The organism is Actinoplanes sp. NPDC026623 (genome assembly GCF_040638275.1).
Lineage (GTDB): Bacteria > Actinomycetota > Actinomycetes > Mycobacteriales > Micromonosporaceae > Actinoplanes.
The window spans coordinates 1-20,530 of the sequence record NZ_JBEZXZ010000073.1 but is presented as its reverse complement, the minus strand read 5'-3'; the positions used below and the strand labels follow the sequence as shown (position 1 = coordinate 20,530).

The 20,530-nt window shown below is 67.9% G+C and carries 15 protein-coding genes and 1 pseudogene; 9 read left to right on the top strand and 7 right to left on the bottom strand.

Annotated features, from left to right (window positions below):
* Positions 1-763: 763 nt before the first annotated feature.
* Together AB0F10_RS22105 and AB0F10_RS22100 are read right to left on the bottom strand one after the other, a co-directional pair.
* Positions 764-2,560 carry a carbohydrate-binding module family 20 domain-containing protein gene (locus AB0F10_RS22105; protein ID WP_360627938.1) on the bottom strand — a complete coding sequence of 599 codons (1,797 nt, stop codon included), beginning with the start codon at positions 2,558-2,560 and terminating at the stop codon, positions 764-766.
* 296 nt (positions 2,561-2,856) lie between these two features.
* Positions 2,857-3,888 (bottom strand): LacI family DNA-binding transcriptional regulator, encoded by a 1,032-nt coding sequence (locus AB0F10_RS22100; protein WP_360627935.1) that lies wholly within the window; start codon positions 3,886-3,888, stop codon positions 2,857-2,859.
* Positions 3,889-4,111: 223 nt separating this feature from the next.
* Here AB0F10_RS22100 and AB0F10_RS22095 point away from each other — a divergent pair, with 223 nt between their 5' ends.
* The 4 genes from AB0F10_RS22095 (at position 4,112) to AB0F10_RS22080 (ending at position 9,730) form a co-directional block, all read left to right on the top strand.
* A complete protein-coding gene (locus AB0F10_RS22095) occupies positions 4,112-5,485 on the top strand; it encodes an extracellular solute-binding protein (RefSeq protein ID WP_360627932.1) in 1,374 nt (457 codons plus the stop codon).
* Positions 5,486-5,654: 169 nt separating this feature from the next.
* Positions 5,655-6,509 carry a sugar ABC transporter permease gene (locus tag AB0F10_RS22090; protein WP_360627929.1) on the top strand — a complete coding sequence of 285 codons (855 nt, stop codon included), beginning with the start codon at positions 5,655-5,657 and terminating at the stop codon, positions 6,507-6,509.
* Positions 6,506-7,327 carry a carbohydrate ABC transporter permease gene (locus tag AB0F10_RS22085; RefSeq protein ID WP_360627926.1) on the top strand — a complete coding sequence of 274 codons (822 nt, stop codon included), beginning with the start codon at positions 6,506-6,508 and terminating at the stop codon, positions 7,325-7,327. Before AB0F10_RS22090 ends, AB0F10_RS22085 begins: the two co-directional genes overlap by 4 nt.
* Positions 7,328-7,330: 3 nt before the next feature.
* Positions 7,331-9,730 (top strand): TIM-barrel domain-containing protein, encoded by a 2,400-nt coding sequence (locus AB0F10_RS22080; RefSeq protein ID WP_360627923.1) that lies wholly within the window; start codon positions 7,331-7,333, stop codon positions 9,728-9,730.
* Between the two features lie 396 nt (positions 9,731-10,126).
* Here AB0F10_RS22080 and AB0F10_RS22075 read toward each other — a convergent pair whose 3' ends face one another.
* Together AB0F10_RS22075 and AB0F10_RS22070 are read right to left on the bottom strand one after the other, a co-directional pair.
* Positions 10,127-10,930, bottom strand: coding sequence for an inositol monophosphatase family protein (locus AB0F10_RS22075; protein ID WP_360627920.1), 804 nt, complete (start codon positions 10,928-10,930; stop codon positions 10,127-10,129).
* Between the two features lie 302 nt (positions 10,931-11,232).
* Positions 11,233-12,102, bottom strand: coding sequence for an NAD/NADP octopine/nopaline dehydrogenase family protein (locus AB0F10_RS22070; protein WP_360627917.1), 870 nt, complete (start codon positions 12,100-12,102; stop codon positions 11,233-11,235).
* Positions 12,103-13,526: 1,424 nt separating this feature from the next.
* Here AB0F10_RS22070 and AB0F10_RS22065 point away from each other — a divergent pair.
* The gene (locus AB0F10_RS22065) at positions 13,527-13,673 is read left to right on the top strand and encodes a hypothetical protein (protein WP_360627914.1); all 147 of its coding nucleotides are present in this window, start codon (positions 13,527-13,529) and stop codon (positions 13,671-13,673) included.
* A gap of 232 nt (positions 13,674-13,905) precedes the next feature.
* Positions 13,906-14,400 carry a hypothetical protein gene (locus tag AB0F10_RS22060; RefSeq protein WP_360627911.1) on the top strand — a complete coding sequence of 165 codons (495 nt, stop codon included), beginning with the start codon at positions 13,906-13,908 and terminating at the stop codon, positions 14,398-14,400.
* 377 nt (positions 14,401-14,777) lie between these two features.
* Here AB0F10_RS22060 and AB0F10_RS22055 read toward each other — a convergent pair whose 3' ends face one another.
* Positions 14,778-14,951 (bottom strand): hypothetical protein, encoded by a 174-nt coding sequence (locus AB0F10_RS22055; RefSeq protein WP_360627908.1) that lies wholly within the window; start codon positions 14,949-14,951, stop codon positions 14,778-14,780.
* 26 nt (positions 14,952-14,977) lie between these two features.
* Between AB0F10_RS22055 and AB0F10_RS22050 the strand changes: the two genes are divergently transcribed.
* Genes AB0F10_RS22050 through AB0F10_RS22040 form a run of 3 tightly spaced genes read left to right on the top strand, consistent with a single transcriptional unit; the run spans position 14,978 to position 18,539 of the window.
* The gene (locus AB0F10_RS22050) at positions 14,978-16,333 is read left to right on the top strand and encodes a PQQ-binding-like beta-propeller repeat protein (protein ID WP_360627905.1); all 1,356 of its coding nucleotides are present in this window, start codon (positions 14,978-14,980) and stop codon (positions 16,331-16,333) included.
* A gap of 8 nt (positions 16,334-16,341) precedes the next feature.
* Positions 16,342-17,415: a hypothetical protein gene (locus tag AB0F10_RS22045; protein ID WP_360627902.1), complete on the top strand. Its 1,074-nt coding sequence runs from the start codon at positions 16,342-16,344 to the stop codon at positions 17,413-17,415.
* Positions 17,412-18,539, top strand: coding sequence for a hypothetical protein (locus AB0F10_RS22040; protein WP_360627899.1), 1,128 nt, complete (start codon positions 17,412-17,414; stop codon positions 18,537-18,539). Before AB0F10_RS22045 ends, AB0F10_RS22040 begins: the two co-directional genes overlap by 4 nt.
* A gap of 243 nt (positions 18,540-18,782) precedes the next feature.
* Here AB0F10_RS22040 and AB0F10_RS22035 read toward each other — a convergent pair whose 3' ends face one another.
* Together AB0F10_RS22035 and AB0F10_RS22030 are read right to left on the bottom strand one after the other, a co-directional pair.
* A complete protein-coding gene (locus AB0F10_RS22035) occupies positions 18,783-19,727 on the bottom strand; it encodes a SigB/SigF/SigG family RNA polymerase sigma factor (protein WP_360627896.1) in 945 nt (314 codons plus the stop codon).
* Between the two features lie 490 nt (positions 19,728-20,217).
* Positions 20,218-20,530, bottom strand: a pseudogene (locus AB0F10_RS22030) (hypothetical protein); the annotation flags it as partial.

The following is a 20,530-nucleotide window of genomic DNA, read 5'->3' as shown; positions in this document are numbered from 1 at the left end:
CGCGCAGAACGGCCACGGCCGCCTGCGGCGATCGTCCGCTCCGTCCGCTCCGAGAGATACGTTTCAGACGAGGACGTCAGGTATTTATGGACGTCTTGAATCAGCCGAGACTCTGCCAATTGTTCCTGTTGATCGGCGGGTGCTGGGCACTGAACTTCCGCGGGAAGTGAGCCATCCCCACAACTGCTGCTGAAGGGCGGAATCAACGGCCCGACAGGAATGCCTGATAAGCATTCTTCCCCGGACAGGTTTACCGATATATCGAGCTACGGTAGCCCCGACCGCCTGTCAGCGTCAAGGCGGTTATCGATGCCATGGTCGTGCCATCCGTCGCCGCGAATGCATGCGGCAGGCTCACCGCCGCGACGCTGCGCACGATGTGCGCGCGCGACCGCCGGCGGGCCTGATCGCATTCCCACTCGGCCGTACGCACCTTGAGCCTCCGATCAGTCGGCGCTCTTCGTCGGATGGCACCTTCCGGGCGGAAGCCGGCGGGGTCGCCGCGGCTCACTACCGGACCTCGGCGACTGCCGCCGCGCCGCGCCCAGACCAGGTACGGCAACGCGACCGGTTCGCCGGTTCCCGCTGCCGGCCGGCCTCGGTTCGTGTGTGGTCCCGGCGATGTGGACGGCCGGGACGGCAGATGCCGTCCCGGCCGCCGCACTCGCTCCTGTCGACAGTCAACACACGACACCACCACGTGGCTGACTCATGTCGACGTTTAGGCTGATTCATCAAGGTAGATTCATGAGTAATCCGGCGGCTATGCGTGCCACGTGTCGTTGACCGTCAACGTGCAGGTACTTCCGGTGTTGAGCGTGCGATTGGCGCCGGTCTCCCACGTCACCGCCGAGCCGTTCTTCTTGACGTACTTGTACTCGATGGCGGTATTGGCGGGCAGGCTCACCGTGCCGCGCCAGACCGGGTAAGTGGCCGACGACAGCGCGACCCCGCCGCTCGTGCTCCAGTTGCTCAGCTCCGCACGGTTGCCGAGCACGTAGACGTTCTCGCCCGTCACCGTCGACACGGTGGCGGCGAACGTCACCGCGACCGTCGAGCATGAGCTCGGCGGGGTGGTCGGCCCGCTGGTCGGCGTCGTGGTCGAGGTGCGGGCGTTCACGTGCAGCGCGACCATCTGGTTGGTCGGCACGGTAGCGGTGAACGAACCGGACGCGACTGTGTAGGTCGGTCCCGAGCACGTCCCGCCGCTGTAATCACCGTGCGCGACGTCGCAGTAGGTCCCGGCCGGCAGCGACGTCGTGAACGTCCGGCTCAGCGCCGCACCACCCCGGTTGAAGACCGCATACGCCGCCGACCCGCGACCGAAGGCGATCTGATTCCCACCGTTGGACCACCAGTTGGTGACCGACGTCCCGTACGAGGCGTTGTGGAAGGCGACCATGTTCGCGGTGGTCCGCCAACGGTGCTCGCAAGCCCAGCCCGACGAGCAGTTCACCGCGTTGGTCGTGCCGGAGGACGAGGACGGCGGACCGGCGTCCGCGTTGCTGAACGTGAAGCTCGACATCACCGACGGCGTCCCGTACGGGTAGGCCAGCATGAACGCCTCGGCCAGCCCGTAGGTGGCCCCGTTCTTGTAGGTCAGCCGCGCCCGCCCGTTGCGCTGCGTGTCGTGATTGTCGATGAACGCCACCGCGTCCCCGCTGGACAGCAGCATCTGGCTGGGCAGGTTGCTCAACCCTGACAGGCTGCCGTTCTGGAACGCGGCGCCCACCACGTCGCCGTAGCGGAACTCGGTCACGTCACCGATCCCGGTGTACGCGGTCGGGCTGGGCGCGCCGCCCTCGATCACCTCCTGGAAGAAGTACCGGCTGTTGGCCAGGCCGCCGTAGATCGCCTGCAGATCGGCCACCGGCGTGTGCTTTGCCGCGTCCACCCGGAAACCGTCGACACCCAGCGAGACCAGATCATTTAGGTACGCGCTGAGCTTGCCCCGCACGTACGAGGTCTCCGTGGCCAGATCCGACAGGTCGGCCAGCTCGCAGTTCTGCACTTCCCACTGGTCGGAATAGTTGGCGATGTCGTCGTTGCCGTTGCGGCCGCAGTGGTGGAAGTCGTTGTTGCCGTACGCGACCGCCGGGTACGAGTAGTGGCTGTAAGTCGACCCGGCGCTGCCGGTGCCGGTGGACCCCCCGCCGGCCATGTGGTTGAGGACCGCGTCGACGTAGATCTTGACGCCGGCGGCGTGGCAGGTGCTCACCATGCTCGCGAATGCCGCTCGGTTGCCGCGCCGGGACACCAACTGGTAGCTGACCGGCTGGTAGTCCTGCCACCACGTGTATCCGTTGCCGGGCAGCACGACATGCTCCTGCGGCGGCGACACCTGCACGCCGCCGAAACCCTTCGGACCGAGCACGTTAGTGCACTCGGCCGCGATCGACGCCCACGGCCACTCGAAGAGGTGCACGATGACGTCGCGCGGACCGGGATTCGCGTCGGCTTTTGCCTCGGCCTGTTGCGGCCGGCCCAGGGCGACCGTGACGAGCGCCGTGAGCAATATCAGGACGCCGGGGATCGCCAAGCGCCGTGCGGATCTTGTCATTCGGAACCTCCTGAGGGATGGGGACAGGGAGAGGCCGGGGACGGGGGTGGCCAGCGAAGGCGCAGCGGGGCCACTGAGCGGGGCAGCGTTGCTGAGAAGTCAAGAACGTAATCCCGCGTTCACATTGGACCGGAACGTAGCAACAACTTGCAATGAACGGAAGGTCTTTCAGTAAAATTGCATTTAGCGGTAAAGCGGGAAGCGCCTCGCGGGCGGGTCGCCCACGGCCGGATGCGGCCACGGAGGTTCCGTGACCGCGTGGCGGCGTTCCGGTGCGACCCGGGGCGGGGTGGGGCTCAGGGCATTGATGCCGGCGGTGGCCCGACGGACTCGCGCTCGATGAGGGTGACCCCCAGTACCCGCCGCTCAGAACGCACAGCGGGCCATTGGGCGAGTTGAGCCAGCAGGACCTCCACCGCCGCCCGGGCCTTGCCCGGAATGTCCTGATGCAGGGTGGTGATCTCCGGACTGACGTGCCGGCCGACCTCCAGGTCGTCGAACCCGATGATCGACATCTGGTCCGGCACCGGGCATCCGGCCCGGACGAAGCCCTTGAGCAGACCCGCGGCGATGATGTCCGCAGTGGCGAAGACCGCCGTGGGCCGCTGCGGCGCCGACAGCACCTGCTGCGTTGCCGCGACGGCCGCGTCGAAGCCGGCGTTGCACTGCACCACGTGTTCCGGTCGTAGGCTCAGCCCGGCCTCGGCCAGCGCCTGGACGAATCCGGCGTGCCGCTCACGGACGACGCCGGGCTCGTCGATGCTCGGCCCGACGAAGCCGATCCGCCGGTGCCCGGCTTCGATCAAGCGGCGGCCGGCGAGGTGTCCGCCGAGCCGGTCCTCGATGCCGACGTTGCTGATGTGCGGCGAGGTGCCGTGGTTGTCGATGAAGACCATCGGTGCCTCGTAGGCCGTGTGCAGCGCGGCGACCTCGTCCGCCCGCGTGCCCAGGAAGATAGCCCCGTCGACGTTCCAGGAACGCAGGCTGTTGGCGGTGGACTCCACGCTGGTCACCGAGTGCGCCATCAGGTAGAGACCGGCCCGGGTGATGTGCCACTCGACCTCGCTGAGGAACAGCGAGTCGTGCGGGTTCGTCAGCGGCACGACCCCGTCGACGTCGCGGCCGGGGAACGCCAGGGCGATGATGTTCGACCGGCGCGCGCTCAGCGACCGGGCGGTGGCGTTAGGGACGTAACCGAGCCGGCCGATGACCTCCATGACCCGGGCGATAGTAGCGGGGGAGACCCGGTCCCGGTGCCCATTCAGCACGTTCGAGACTGTCATCTTCGAGACCCCTGCCTCGCGGGCGACGTCCTGCAGCGTCGGCATCTCTCGTCCTCCCTGCGCCGGGGCTGCGCACCTGCGGGCCGATGGTGCCCCACCCCGTGACATCGAACCATCTTGACATGGGCAATAGACGGGGTTAACTTGGCCGTAATATACCGGTAAACCTGAGCGCGATCGAATGGTCTCGGGCATTACCTGGGCCTGCGTATCCCGCCCTTTCAGCAGTAGCTGCGGGGACGATGACTTAATTCCTGCGGAGGTTTCGATGAAGACCGCGCGCAAGCTAGCTGTTGTCCTGGTCGCCGGCGCCCTGATGCTATCGGCATGCTCCAGCAAGTCCTCCGACGGTGACGGGGTGAAGGACACCTCGGCCACCAAGGGGCTGCCGATCGCCGGGGTCAATCTGAAGTACGATCCGAACACCCTGGTCAACGACGGGAAACCGATCCATCTCGACTGGTGGGCCTGGGGAAACATCCCGCAGATGCAGTCGTTCGCTGACGCGTACCAGAAGATCCATCCGAATGTGGACATCACCGTCGTCAACCAGCCGTGGGACGACTACTGGACGAAGCTGCCGCTGCAGCTGCAGGGCCCGAAGGGGCCGGCGATCTTCAACGTCCACAACAGCCAGCACGAGAACATCATCAAGTACATGGCGCCGTATGACATCCCCATCGACGAACTGGCGGCGGACTACACCAACGCCAAGGCGCACGTGATCGACGGCAAGGTCTACTACATCGACCTGGGGCTGATGAGCGGGGCCATCTACTACAACAAGGACATGTGGACCAAGGCGGGCCTGACCGATGCCGACATCCCGGCCACCTGGGATCAGTTCCGCGAGGTGGCCAAGAAGCTCACCGTGCGCGACGGTACGAAGCTCAAGCAGGCCGGGTTCAACTTCAACAGCTCGCAGAGTGCTTTCCAGTCGGGCATGGCCTACCAGCTGGGGCAGAACATGTTCGCCGCGGACGGCGAGACGCCGACCGTCGACAACCCCGCGAACATGCAGGTCATCCAGCGTTTCCTGCAGATGTATGAGGACGGGACCGGTTCGAAGGACTTCGGCACCGAGGCCACCACCAGCTTCGGGCAGGGCCAGAGCGCCATGGTCTACGCCTGGGGCTGGTACGAGGGCTCGCTGCGTGCGGATTTTCCGAAGATCAAGTTTGGCGTCTTCCGCACCCCGCTGCCCACCGCCGGCACGACGCCGTACGCCTTCGACCGCTACAACGGCGAGTCGACCCTGGGGATCAACAAGAACGCTTCGGCCGAACAGCAGAAGGCCGCCCAGGACTTCCTGAGGTTCTACCTCACCGACTCCGCCGACATGAAGGCGCTCAATCTGAGTCTCGGTGTCTTCCCGGCGTACAAGCCGCTGGCCGACGACCCCGACATCAAGGCCGACCCCGCGCTGCAGGCCTACGGCGACATCACGCGCTACATCTGGCCGGGCGCCGTGCCGTCCACCTTCGAGGACAACTTCACGAAGATGTGGCAGGACATCCTCTACAACAAGGTCGATCCGGCCAAGGCGCTGACCGCGGCGCAGCAGAAGATCACCACTGATCTGGCGGGCAAGAACTTCACGTCCGCCGAGCATCTGTACGCCGCGTACGCGCCCTCGAACTGAGGCCGGTCCCCGAGAGGAGGTGGCCGGACGGCCGGCCCGCGTTCTGCGCGGCGCCGGGCGTCCGGCCCGGGCTCTGATGACCACCACTGAATCCACGCCCGCTGTGGCGCCGCCCTGCCGCACGCCGGGACGCCGGCGCCGCACCCCGGCCGCCAGCGGGGAGCGTCCGTTGCGCCTGGTCGTCGTCACGACGATCATCGTGGCGATCCTCGCCTTGGTGGCCTGGCCGATCCTGGCCGCGCTGCTGGGTAGCCTGCACGACTGGAACCCGCTCAACGGCACCTACCGCTGGGTCGGCCTGGCGAACTACCACCGGCTGTTCGCCGATCCGGTGTTCTGGACCTCGACGGTGAACACCGTCGTCTTCATGGCAGGCGCGATCATCGGCCGGGTCGTGCTCGGGATGGCCCTCGCCTACGCCATCTACTCCCGGCTGACCCGCGCCAAGACCCTGTTCCGCACGCTGTTCTACCTGCCCACCGTCACCCCGATCGTCGCCGTGGCGTACGTCTGGCGGCTGATGTACAACCCGCAGTTCGGTGCGGTCAACTCGATCTTCGGATTCGACGTCAACTGGCTCTACGACAGCCGCTTCGCGCTGCCGGCCGTGATGGTGATGACAATCTGGAAGGATTTCGGGTTCGCGGTCATCCTCTACCTCGCCGGCCTGTACTCCCTGAGCGCGGATGTGCTCGAGGCGGCCGAGGTGGACGGCGCCGGCGCCTGGCCGCGGTTCCGCCGGGTGATCTGGCCGATGCTGCGCCCGACGACCCTGTTCGTCGTCGTGACCTCGATGATCGGGTACCTGCAGGCGTTCGTCCAGGTCTTCGTCCTGACCGCCGGCGGTCCGGGCGACTCGACCAGCCTGATCTCGTATCTCATCTATCAGCAGGCGTTCGTCAAGTACGACTTCGGGTACGCGTCGGCGGCCGCGTTCGTGCTCTTCATCGGCACCGCGTTGCTGACCATGCTGTCGTTCCGGGCGCAGAGCGCCCCGTGGCGCGGAAAGGAGGCGCACCGATGAGTCGCCGGGTCACCTCCGTCTGCCTGCACGTCGGGTTGCTGGCCGTCGCCGCCGTGACGATCTTCCCTTTCGTGTGGATGCTGATGTCGAGCTTCAAGTACGCCGACGAGATCTCCGCCGTCGATCAGCACCTGCTGCCGCGCGTCTGGACGCTCGACAATTACCGGTCGATCCAGGAGCACTTCGACGTGGTACGGCTGTTCGGCAACTCGCTGCTGCTCTCGGTGGCGATCACCGCGATCGCCGTCTACAGCAGCCTGCTCGGTGGATACGTCTTCGGGAAGTACCGTTTCCGGGGGCGCGGCCCGCTGTTCGCGCTGGTCCTGTCGACCATGATGATCCCGTGGGCGGTCGTCCTGATCCCCCGCTACACGATGTTCACCGACGCCGGGCTGCAGGACAGCTACGCGTCGATCATCATTCCGGCCGCGATCAGCTCGTTCGGCATCTTCATGATGCGCCAGAGCATGAACAACGTGCCGGACGAGATTCTGGAGGCCGCCCGGATCGACGGCGCCTCGGAGCTGTACATCTTCCACCGCATCGTCGCCCCGTTGAGTGTCAACGCCATCTCGGCACTGGCCATCTTCCAGTTCCTCTGGGTCTGGGAGGACTACCTGTGGCCGTACCTCATGCTCACCACACCGTCCAAACAGGTACTCGCGGTCGGCCTGACCACCTTCAGCGGGCAATACAGCACCGACTACGGCGGCCTGTTCGCGGCGACAACGGTGTCGATCATCCCCGTCGTCATCGTCTACGTGATCTTCCAGAAGCGTTTCGTCGCAGGGGCGGCCAGTGCCGCCGTCAAGGGGTGAGTCGTGAATTTTCCCTACCAGCTGCAGTCCCGCCCGGTAGCCGACCCCGCATCGGTGGTCACTGGTGAGCGGTACCGCATCACCGTGCTCACCGACGGCCTGGTACGGCTGGAATACGCCGACAACGGCGTCTTCGAGGACCGTGCCTCCACCTTCGCCGTCAACCGGCACCTGCCGGTCCCGGACTTCCGCGTACTGGAGGCCGGCGGGCACCTGGAGATCGTGACGTCCCGCTTCCGACTCACCTACGACCAGGGCCCGTTCACCACCAGCGGGCTGAGCCTGGCCGTCCAGGGCGGTGTCAGTGCCTACCACTCCGTCTGGCGCTACGGGCAGGAAGCCCGGGACCTCGGCGGCACAGCCCGGACTCTGGACGAGGCCGATGGACCGGTCCCGCTCGAGCCCGGCGTGGTGTCCCGCAAGGGCTTCGCTGTTGTCGACGACTCGCACTCGTTCCTCTTCGACGACAACGGGTGGGTCACGGCCGACAACATCAACCGGACCGACCTGTACGTGTTCGCGTACGGCCACGACTACGCAGCCGCCCTTGCGGCCTTCTATGCCGTCTCGGGTCGCACGCCCGTGCTGCCACGATTCGCCTTGGGCAACTGGTGGAGCCGGCACCACCAATACACTGCCGAGTCCTACTTGGCGCTCATCGCCCGATTCCGCAGCGAGGGCATCCCGCTGTCGGTCGGCGTGGTGGACATGGACTGGCATCTGGTCGACGTCGACCCGGCGCACGGCAGCGGCTGGACCGGCTATACCTGGAACCGGGACCTGTTTCCCGACCCGGAGAAGTTCCTGGACGAGCTGCATGAGAGCGGCTTGCGCGTGACCCTCAACGTCCACCCGGCCGACGGGGTCCGCTCGTTCGAGGAGGCCTACCCGGCGATGACAGCCGCCCTCGGCCGCGACCCGGCACTCGCGGAGCCCATCGCGTTCGACGTCACCGACCGGGGATTCCTCGCGGCCTATTTCGAGGTCCTGCACCGGCGCCTCGAGGCCGGCGGCGTCGACTTCTGGTGGCTGGACTGGCAGTCCGGCCCGTACTCCCGGGTCCGCGGCATCGACCCGCTGTGGATGCTCAATCACTTCCACTACCTGGACAACGGGCGGGACGGACGGCGGGCACTGACCTTCTCGCGGTACGCCGGCCCGGGAAGCCACCGCTACCCCGTCGGCTTCTCCGGCGACACCGTCATCTCCTGGGCCTCGCTGGCGTTCCAGCCGCATTTCACCGCGACGGCCGCCAACATCGGGTACGGCTGGTGGAGCCACGACATCGGCGGGCACTTCTTCGGCGCCCGTGACGACGAACTCGCCACCCGGTGGATGCAGCTCGGCACCTTCTCCCCGATCATGCGACTGCACTCCGGGAAGAACCCCTTCGTCACCAAGGAGCCGTGGGCCTTTCCCGCCCCCGCCCAGGAAGTAATGACCTCGTTCCTGCGTCTGCGACACCGTCTCGTGCCCTATCTGCATACGATGAACCATCGCGCCGCGACCGACGGGCTTCCCCTGGTGCTGCCCATGTACTACCACTCACCCAAGGCGGACGAGGCCTACCAAGTCCCGAACCAGTACCAGTTCGGCACCGAGCTCGTGGTGGCGGCGATCACCGAACCGGCCGACCTCCGCACCGGCCTGGCGAGGGTCAAGGCATGGTTGCCCGAGGGCACCTGGGTCGACGTGCTCACCGACATGGTCTACGACGGCGGCCGCACGATGTACCTGCACCGTGACCTCACCACTATTCCCGTCCTCGCCGCCGGCGGCGCCATCGTCCCGATGGACGGCCGCGCCTTCCCGGGCAACGAGCTCGTCAATCCGGCCCATCTGGAGCTGCTCGTCGTCGTCGGCGCCGACGGTGACTTCGAACTCCTCGAGGACGACGACACCGCAACCGGTCCCCTCGGGCGCACCCGCATCACCTATGACCAGGACAGCGGCGCAGTCGTGATCGGTCCCGCTCACGGCGGGGTGGACGCCGTGCCCGCCACCCGCCGCTGGACGGTCACCTTCCCGGCGCTCGACGCGATCGTCGATCCGGTGGCCACCGCAGACGGCGCACCAACCCTGGCGCGGATCGACCGCGAGGGCACCCGGACCTCCGTCACCGTCGAGGACGTACCCGCCACCGCCGCCTTACGGATCGACCTCGGCGGCTGTCCCCGGCTGCGCCGCAACGACGTGGCCGAGCGGCTCTTCACCATGCTGGACCGAGCACAGATCGAGTACCGCCAGAAGACACGGGTGTTGGACTGCGCCACGTCGGCACACTCTCTGGCAGTCCGCCTCTCGGGCTTGCAGGCAATGGGCTTGGCGGACGAGGTTTTCACCGCCGTCGGAGAGATTCTGCTCGCCAAGGCGGACGAACCGCCGCGCAGTGAATTGACATGAAACGGTTGGCGGCATTGGTGTGGGCGGCGTGAGGTGGTGCTCTTCAAGCGCCCGTGCGATGTGGGCGCATACATCAGGCCGTGGGTGATGCGCGGCGCCGGGACGAGACACCCGGCTGTCCTCGACCAGATTCCCAACGGTCTCAGCGACCCCGACCACGTGGCCTGGGAAGCTGGGGCGGACGCTTCGGCCGGCCGAGAAGGCCACCGTCCGCAGCCCCGCAGATGAACGCTCCCTGTCGTTGATGATCCGAGCTGACCGCTGGCTGGAAGATCGTTGAGTAAACACTCTTTTGCCGTTGTCCGTGCGCGCTGGCCAAGCTGTAAGCCGTCACAGCCTGTGGTCGCCCTGCCGGGCCGCCCGACATCCTGAACTGGCCGAGGAACGGATACCGAGTCAGCCCTTTCGTGGGCGCTGGTGCGCGACGAGGTTCAGCAGCGAGGCATGCGTCTTCTCGTCGGCGGCCACAATGAGACCTCCCGCTCTGGTATGGACCGGTTGGCCGTCGATCCCGGTGACGACGCAACCGGCGGCCTGGCAGAGGGCAATTCCCGCGGCGAAGTGAACGCTGTCGCGCAGGTGGCCATCAGTGACGTAGGCGGCGCGGCGTCCAGCGGCGACCCAAGCCACGGCCAGGGTGGTGGAGACGACGCGGGGCCGGAACTGAGCGATGAATTCTTCGTCAACGAGCATCCGGGCCGCCGAGAAGACCTCGTGATTGGGAAATGGTGGGTCGAGATTCACATCGACCAGCCTTGACTCGGCCGACGGGGCAAGCCGCTGGTCCACCCCACCGTGACGCACGTACGCAGCGGCACTGTCAGTCCAGAACACCTCGTCGGAGAACGGGTCGGCAGAGCCGGCCACGGTGACCTGCCCATCGGCTCGCAGCGCGACGTTCACTGAAGCCAGCATGTTCCGCACGGCGAAATTCAACGTTCCGCACAACGGGTCGACCAGCCACAAGCGATCGCTGTCGCCGTTGCCGGTGTGTCCGCCTTCCTCACCCAGCACCCGATCGTTCGGCCGTGCGGTCCGCAAGACATCGGTGATGGCCTTCTCGGCCTCGATGTCGGCCGTGGTGGCGAAGTCACCGGCAAACTTCGCAAAGCGCGTCAACGAGGATCCGTAGTGCGAGCGCACAATTGCGGCGCCGGCTTGCACCGCTTCGATGACCAAGTCCCGGTCGGTGATCGACATACAGGGACCATAGATGTCCACCGCACCTCAACGGGCGCGGGTCTGGCTGCGGGCGGGGATTGATCCCAGTAACCGGATCTGCCACCTGATCCTCCCCGAGAAGATTCGCCTCCTCCTCAGAGAGTGAGCAGGTGGCCGCACCCTGCCAGTCCCCCAACAGAGCGACTGATCACCAACAGGACGTTAAACGCGAAGCTTAGCGACAGCACCCGCCCACTGGCCCGTAGTGATCAAACCGGCGGCTGTGTCGCCAATAGAAACCCCCTGAAACCCGGCCAGGGATGAGGCCTTGGCGCCTGTCCTCAAAGGTTCAGTAGCTGCTCGGCGGTCAGGTTGTCGAGTCCCAAAGAACTCATCGTGCGGGCTCCTTCGGCACGCAGGTCGCGTGCGAGGACGACAGAGGTGATCTCGATGATCGCGTCCATCGTCGGGGTGGGTACTGCGAGTCGGCGTGCCAGGTCGGTGAAGAAGACCAGGGTGTAGCCGACGTCTTCGGTGAGGTACCGCGAGTCGATGCGGGTCGGTGCCTTGATGCCGCGGAAGCCGGGTGCGCGGGAGTACCCGGTGGTGTAGTTACTCTCGGTCATGTAGCCCTGCTCCACACCGATGTCCGGCTCGGACAGGATCGTCACGCCGAGCGCCGTCGCGATGGCGAGACGCTCGGTGTCGACAGCCTCCATCAGACGGCCCGCAGCTGGGGTGACACCCTCCTCGTAGAAGAGGAAGTCGCCACCGGTCCGCTCCAGCAGGCCGGCGTTCATGAGCGTCACCGCGGGGTGGATGACAGGGTTGCCGTTCTGCAGAGACGTCTGGAAGACCGTGGCCGCCTCGATGGTCGAGGGATAGACCTGCCTGAGGACCTCCAGCAGCCTGCCGTTGCCGGACCGAGGAACGGCCGAGGCGAAGAGGCCCGTGTCGAACCTGTGGAATACGTGGACATTGCCCTGGCCGTCGGCCCGGCACGCGTACGGGAGGGTGCTGGTCTCCCCGACGATGACGCTGTCGTCCTGCACCGCCAAACCCGCGGCTCGCTTGAAGGCGAGGGCGCCGCCGCAGGAGCCGGGACAGATCACCACGGTCATCCCGGTACGCAGGTGAGGTGCGAGGTCGCGGCCCAAGGGCTCGGTGGCGAACGCGGGCCCGACCAGGAAGACGATCTCGGCGCCCTCCATGGCGGTTTCGATGTCCGTACCGGACGGAGTACGCGACCGGGGCGAAGCCCTCCAGCCGTCCCTGGCTGGTGATGCCGCCCTTTGCCCGGACTGCCTCGATGTTTTCGTGAGCGTGTGCGGCTCGGGAGTACAGCGAGACCCGGTGGCCTTGCTGGGCGCAGTCGAAGGCGACTGCCATGCCTCCGTTGCCGGAACCGATAACGGTGACGTTCATGGTTGCTCCCCAATCCTCCGGCGTCGTGGCAGACGCCGGCAGATTCAGTCGGTGGAAGTATTTGCCTCGACAAGTTCGGCGGATGTCTCGGAGGGCTTCTTCCAATCGAAGATCTTACGGGGTCGGTCGTTGATCTCCGCGGCGTTCATCGCGAGATAGACCGGATCCAAGGTGATCGGGACGCCTCTCGGGAATAACTCGCGGACGATCCCGTTCAGGTTCTCGTTGCTGCCGCGCTGCCAGGGTGAATGCGGGTGGGCGACGAAGACCGGTAGCCCGGTCGCGGTTGACGGCGGCGTGGCGGGCCATCTCCGTGCCGCAGTCCCAGATCAGCGATCTGCGAATGGACGCGGGTAGGCCGTCGGTCGCGGCGATCACCGCGGCGATCACCGTGTCGGTCACTGTCAGCGGGTCACGGCCGGTCAGCGGGACCAGGATCCAAACCGTGAGGTGTGTTCGACCAGCGTGGCGACGGCGGTCTTTCCGTTCTTGCCGACGACGAGGTCTGCCTCCCAGTGGCCGGAGACGGCCCGGCCTTCGACCTCGGCGGGGCGTTCGTCGAGGTAGCGGGGCTCACGGATCCGCGGTTGCGGCTCCGGACGCGGAACCGAACGGCGGGCCGGCCGGCCGGCCCGCCGCCGGAGGCGCGGGGGTGTGCGAAAGACGGAGGTGTTTTCCTCAGAACCTGGCGCCTGCGGCCGATGATGACAGTGAGGACAACCCCATCAAGGGGTCAGCCGGGAGCGGGACGGGGTGGTGGATGGATGACCGCGGCGAACTTGAGCCGGGCCTGCCCCTGTACGGATGCGGCACCTGCACGTTTGCAGGCGTTATCCGTCTCCTCGAGGGGCGGGCCTCGGTGCGTTAGGCCAGCGCAATCCCTGGCGCTGGGCCTCCCGCCGCAAGCGCGGGAGATCAGCGCCCTCCATCGCTACGCCACGACACCGCGGAACCGGTTCCCCGACATGGCTCTGGATGCGAGCACCGACCCGGCCCTGCCAGCCGCCGCGCGGGCCGCCCTCGTACGGAAATAGGCCTTCTTCGAGAAGGCCGGGGAGAACCGGGCGCGGACGAGGCAATGCGGCGGACGAATGTTCTTGTGAGCGCGCGAACGGGGCCGCCATCCACGGAACCCTCTTTGGCCGATGATGCTACGTCGATACGTTCGCGCATGCAGTCGGCGCTCGGGCCTGGCTGACATCGACCAGCTATGGATCGCCGCGAAGGGTGCCCGGTCCTCAAGCGGCTCGAGATCGGGCTGCTCGCGGTCGAGGACGTGCACTGGGCGGATGAGGCCACCCTGGAGTTTCTGCTGTTCTGGCATCACGTCAGCGACAACAGGTCAGTCTGCTGGTGAGCTACCGCCAGGAGGAGGTCGCGCCGGACTCTCTGCTGCTGCGGCTGTCGTCGCGGCAACCGGCGGGCGCGGCGCGGCTGCGGCTGTCGTTGGAACCGTTGGATGTCCCCGGTACTGCCGCGATGATGACCTCGATGCTGGGTGGAGAACGGGTTTCCGACGAGTGCGCGGCCATCCTGCACGACCGGACCGGCGGGCTTCCGCTCGCGGTCGAGGAGTCCGTCCGGCTGATATGGAACCGCGCCGGATCCGGCGTAACCGCCCCGGGGCCGCGGCGCCCTGGTGGCTACTCACCGGCGGCCTCCTGGCGTTCGCCGTCGGCGACCTGGCGCATGTCGTGCAGGCCGCCGACGGCGACGACCGCCTCGGCTCGCCGGCGGAGGCGATCTACTTGTTGGGATACCTGTCGCAGATCACTGGCATGGTGCTCATGGTCCGACGGCGTACGCCTGGGCGAGACCTTGGCAGCCTGGTCGACGCCCTGATCGTCGCCGGCGCCTTCGCCCTTCCGGCCTGGGTATTCCTGATCGGGCCGCTCGCCGCTGCAAATCTGGAACTGCTCGGCCGCATTTCCGCGGTGGCGATGCCGACCCTGGATCTGACGCTGCTGGTTCTCCTGGGCTGGCTGCTGACGGCCGGGGACAGCCGCAGCGTCACCTTCGTGCTCATCGTCATCAGTTATGTCCGTTGTGAAGGCCGGCGCCGACGATCTGGCCGAGGTCGTTGACGCCGTTGGCCTGTTGCAGGCTCAGCCGGACCGGCCGGGATGAGGTCGTCGAGCAGGGTGAATGTGCCGGCCTGCCAGAGCCACGCACGGGGCGCCGGGCAGGGCGGGCACAGCGGGTCCGCGGTGCCGACGATCTGACGGGCCGCGTTGATGGCATTGGCCGTGTTGTGCGGGATGTCGGCCACGCCGCCGAGGCCGACCGGGTTCGTGCCCTCCCAGCGGACCGCCAGGTCGCATGTGGATCTCATGGGCGCCGCCCGGCGGCCATGGCCGGATCATCTGCTAGTTCCTCGATGTCGGCTGAAGCCGATGCCCGGGCTTCGCAGCTCGACGACGAAGAACGGGCCGCCAACGTCACCGGCCGGGTCGTCCGGGTTTCAGCGCCGCGTCAGTTCCGTTTCAGTCCTCGTTGGCATCGTCGGGTAGTCGACGGTGACCATCCTGGCGCTCAGTACGTCGCCGCCGGCCGGGTTTACCGCGACCGCCGTCACAGCGATCGCGATCAACGGTGATCCGATCGGCACATTCGCCGTCTCGGTCCGACCGGTCACCGGACGAGTACGAAGTGGAGGAGCCGATGAGGACGCGAGTATTCCTGTCGGTGGTGATCGCCCTGGTTGCGGCGATCGTCGCCGCACCCGGACCGGCGATGGCCGCCGCGCCGGCGTGGCCGCAGTTCGGGCACGACGCAGGGCTGAGCGGGTTCAACCCGGACGAGAACACGATCACCCGGGACACGGTCGGTGGGCTCGATCTCGAATACGTCGCGGCCGGGCCGCCGAGTTCGACGTTCGGCGGCATCTCCCGGTCGTCGCCGGCGATCGTCGGCGGGGTCGCCTACGTCGGCACGGATCAGGGTGTGCTGGTCGCCTGGCCGGCCACCGGCTGCGGATCCGCGCAGTGCGACCCGCTGTGGACCGCGCAGCTGAGCAACGGAGCGTTCACCACCCCGGCGGTGGCGAACGGCCTGGTCTTCGTCTCCTCGGCCGGGAACGCCGAGAACGGGATCGGCACCCTCTACGCGTTCAGGGCCGCCGGGTGCGGCCGGGCGTCGTGCAAGCCGGTGTGGACAGCGCCGGTGCCGAACACCGACTCGTCGCCGACCGTCGCGGACGGCGTGCTCTACATCGTCTCCAACGACGGCCGGCTGCTCGCCTTCGCGGACAAGGGTTGTGGCCGCCTCAGCTGTGCGCCGCTCTGGACCGGCAACCTCAAGACATCCGGCCAGGGCGCCCCGGCGGTGGCGAACGGGCTGGTCTACGCGACCTCCTCCGATCGGTTGGTCGCCTTCCGCGCCGCCGGGTGCGGGCAGCCCACCTGCCCGCCGGTCTGGGCGAGCGTGCCGGTCGCCGGGTCGGACACCGGCTCCGGGCTCATTCAGGACGTCGGGCCGACGGTGAACGGGGACAAGGTGTACTTCGCCGGCGTCGACTTCCAGAGCCCGGACGGGCACACGAGCACGATCTACGCGTATTCCTCCGGTGACTGCGCAGCCACCCGGAACCTGGACTGCAAGCCGCTGTGGATCTACCACCCGGCCGATTTCGAATCCATCCAATCCAACCTGACCGTCGCCGGCGGAATCCTCTACGGCAGCGCGGTGGGCTTCCTGTGGGCGTTCGACGCCAACGGCTGCGGCCGGCCGGTGTGCGGCTTCCTCTGGTTCGGCGGGCTGGGCACCACCTCCGGCACGTCGGCGTCCCCGTCCGTCGCCGGTGGAGTCGTCTACTACACCCAGTTCGGCGGGGCGATCGGCGGCTTCGATGCGCGTGGCTGCGGCGAAATCTCGTGCGCACCGCTCTTCTTCACCGTCACCCAGCCGTTCGAGTCGCCGATGACCACGCCGGTCGTTCTCGACGGCCGCCTCTACGTGGCCGGGCCCGCCGTCGGTGGACGCCCGACCATGTGGGTCTACCACCTACCGAAGCAATAGGAGTCGGCATGTCCGGACAGAGATACCGGGTCGGCATCGCCGTTGGCGCGGCCGTAGCGCTCGCGGCCGCCGCCGCACCGGCTCAGGCGGCCACGTCCTGGGCCGTACTGAGCACACCGAACCGTGGCGCGATCGCGAACGAGCTGTACGGCAGCGCCGCGCTGTCACCGTCCTCGGCGTGGGCGGTCGGCAGCTGGTACGACGCGAATCTCGCCGCTCCCCGTACGCTCGTCGAGCGCTGGAACGGCACCGCCTGGTCCACCGTGACCAGCCCGAACGCAACGCGTTACCACAACGAGCTGCGCGACGTCGACGCCACCTCCGCCACGAACGCCTGGGCGGTCGGCTACGCCAACGGGGACTCCGGCGTCAACGGCCTGCCGCGTAACACCCTGGCGATGAGGTGGAACGGCAGCTCGTGGTCGGTCATCGCGACCCCACAGCCCGGCACGAACGTCCGCCAGCTGTACGGGGTGAAGGCGTTCTCCACCGGCGAAGCCTGGTCGGTCGGCTGGTACTACGACACGAACTTCCACGGCGAGGCGCTGATGCTGCACTGGAGCGGCAGCACCTGGACCCAGGTCGCCGTGCCCGGTCCCGGCACGTCCGGCAACTCCCTCGAAGGCATCGCCGGCAGCGCCCCCAACGACGTCTGGGCGGTCGGCTACTACACCGACAGCGGCGAGAACGGCGTCCTCGGGCACCCCTTCGCGCTCCACTACAACGGCACCAGCTGGACGCCGGCCGAGATGCCGGAGTCGGGTACCGGCACGTTCCTGCACTCGGTCGCGGCCCTGTCCGCGAACGACGTGTGGGCGGTCGGATCCAAGAACGGCTACCACGAGCCGGTGGCGTCCGCCGGCGGCCAGATTCAACCGCTGGTCCAGCGCTGGAACGGCACCGCGTTCGCCATCGAGAGCGTGCCGCAACAGCAGTTCGGAGGTCAGCTCTATCCGTCGCCGCGACCGGCGGACCCACCGTGTTCGCCGCCGGAACCCGCACGGACTACTCGAGCGACATCGGCTCGTTCACCGACCACACGCTGTCGATGCGTGACAACGGAAGTTGAGGGGGAGACATGAGAAAGGCGCTTGTGAGTGTGGCCGGCCCGGCGGTGGCCCTCGGGGTGGTGTTCGCAACCGGCGGTCCCGCCTGGGCCGCCACCGTGACCCAGGTCCCGGTGGCATCGACCGGCTTCTTCGGCGGGTTCCTCGGCGTGGACGCCGTCTCGCCGTTCGACGGCTGGGCCGTCGGCGGCAACGGCAACGGGATGATCCAGCGCTTCAACGGTACGCGCTGGAGCACGTTTCCAAGCCCGGACCTGCAGGGCGGCGACCCGAACAACTGGGCCGATCTGAGCGGGGTCGACGCGACGTCGGCGAGCTCCGCGGTGGCCGTCGGCAACTCGACGGCCGCCGGCGCGGTGAAGTCGGCCGTCGCCCTGCGCTGGAACGGCACGGCGTGGAGCCGGCAGGCCGTTCCGAAGCCGGCCGGCACCGACACCGAGTTCTCCGCCGTAAAGGCGTTCTCGGCGAGCGACGCGTGGGCGGTCGGACAGACGGCCTCCAGCAACTCGACGTTCCGCAAGACGCTGGCGATGCACTACAACGGCACCGCGTGGAGCGCCGTGCCGACGCCCAGCGCGGGCACCCGTACCAATTTCCTGACCGCGGTGGACGGCGTCACGAGCACGGACGTCTGGGCCGTCGGGTACTCGCTGAACCTCCCGTACGGCAACCGGGTCCGGCAGTCGACGATCCTGCACTGGGACGGCACGGCCTGGGCCCAGGTGCCGAGTCCCGACAACGGCAGCACGTTCCTGTACGACGTCGCGGCGCTGTCGGCGACGGACGCCTGGGCGGTCGGCGTGGGAACCAGCGGCGCGGCGTTCGTCGTCCGCTGGAACGGCACCTCGTGGAACACCGTCGCGGCGCCGCCGCTGGTCAACCTGCGCGGAGTGACCGCGCGCTCCGCCACCGACGTTTGGGTGGCGGGAGCCGCGGCCGACTCCACGGGTACGCCCGCGCTGGCGCACTGGAACGGAACGACCTGGTCCGTCACGCCGGTGACCGTGAACGGCGGCGCCGGCATCCCGTCGCTCAGTGCGATCACGGCCGCGGACGCCACCACGGAGTGGGCGGTGGGCAGTCAGTCGGACGGCACCACCGGGCAGTCGTCTTCGATCGCCTTCCGCGTCGTGGGATAGCCAGGGTCGTCCGAGCACCTGACCCCGGTCGGGTTCAACAGGGGGCGATCTCGTCGCATCGGGGCGCGATCGCCAACCTCCTGCTGCTCTGCGTCGGGGCGCCTCTCACCTTCGGCATCGCAGCCCTGTTCCTGCCCGCCCGGCAGGAGCTGTCCACAATCGACGTACCGGCACGGCAGGCCTTCGTCGCCGCCGTCGTGTACCCACCGAGCGGACCGCGGCCGGCGGCGCGGTGTTCGTGGTTCAGGGTCGGCGGGTGGTGACCTGGGTGGGTATGCGCGGGGTGGAGCGTGCGGGCTGCCCGCTGCGGATGCCGGTGCGCAGCGTCGTCAGGGTGCGCATCAGCAGCCGCGAGATCTGCATCTGGGACACGCCGATCTGGGCGGCGATCTCGGCTTGGGTCAGCTGGTCGCCGAAGCGCATGGCGATGATGCGGCGCTCGCGCAGGGGTAGGCCGGCCAGGAGGCGTTGCCAGGCGTGCAGGTCGTTGACGGCGTCGAATCGTGTGTCGCGGACACCGAGGGTGTCCAGCAGTGCCGTCTGTGCCCGGTCGCCGTTGGCGTCGGAGGCGTCGAGTGAGAATGGAGTGTGGGCGCGCCAGGCGTTCGACGCGGCGGCGATGTCGTGTTCGGTGGTGCCGAGGTGCGCGGCGAGTTCGGCGCGTGTCGGTGATCGGCACAGCTTTTGGGCGAGTGCGGCGCTGGTGGGGGTGAGGGTGAGGGCGAGTTCCTGGACGCTTCGGGGCACCCGGATGCGCCAGGTGGTGTCGCGGAAGTGGCGTTTGAGCGCGCCGACGATCGTGGGTACGGCGTAGGCGATGAACGGCACGGGCCGGCTGGGATCGTATCCGTCGACCGCCTTGATCAAACCGATGGCGGCGACCTGGTAAAGGTCGTCGAGGGGTTCGCCGCGCTCACGGTATCTGCCGGCCAGGTGGCGCGAGAGGGGTAGGCCCGCCTCGATGGCGCGGTCGCGTAGCGCCGCCCGCTCGGGGTGACCGCCGGGCAGGTCGGCGCCTTGACGTATCAGGTGCTCGACGGTGGCGCCGACGATGGAGAGGACACCGTGACCGGCGCGGTGACCGACGGCGGCGGCCGGCGGTGCCGTGCGGTGCTTGTCGGCCGATGGCGGACCGGAGGGGCTAGCTGCGTAGGTGAGGCGGGTCAGGGTGGTGGGAGCGGCAGTCATGGCGGTTTACGCCCTTCGGATCGCCGACCGCCGACACCACACAGGCCTTGCCGGCGAGGTGAGGCCGCACCCGGCGCAGGCCTGCGTCGCCGGCGGGCTGGTCTGCCTCGAAGGACAGTCGTGGAGTAGGGCGGTGGGAAGAACGCCGTCGTGCTCCCTGCGGGAGCGCACCCGGGAATGCTCAGGGCCAACCGCTGGGTCCAGACGGAGGGCGTGACCGGCGAAAGGGCTGGTCGACCGGCGCGGCGCGATCGAGCTGCGCGGCATGATCCACGTTACACCGTTGCCGTGCCCGCGCCAGGGGCAAACCGGACCATCATGTTACGAGTCGGTACAGCGGCCCGTCCGTGGCCGGGGCAACCGGGCGCACCAGGCCGAACAGGCGTTCGGGCCGGGGTGTTCCGGGAATCGGCGACGTCCCCTGTCGAGCGGTTCCTCCCCTCGACAGGGCATCAGCGTCGTCCGGATCGTCGAAGTCGCCGAGCACGAATCAACGAGCGCCGGGGCGGATGACGCCATTCGGCTCGGACAGGTTTCGGGCGTGCTGCAGCGTGGCGATCAGGGCCAGGGTGGACTCGGCGCCCTGGTTGAGGTTGGGTCCGTGTGGCGTCAGTCCGTCGTAACCGCCGCCGGTGTCACGGTCCCACATCTCGACGCCGGCGTCGTTGGCGCCGAGGAACCAGCCGACCGTCTGCCGGGTCCCCAGGTGCCAGAGGCTGTCGCCGGTGGCGTCGGCCGCGGTGACACACGCGTCCGCGAGGGCGGCGACCTCGATCGGCTGCTGGTCATACCGTTGCCGGGGG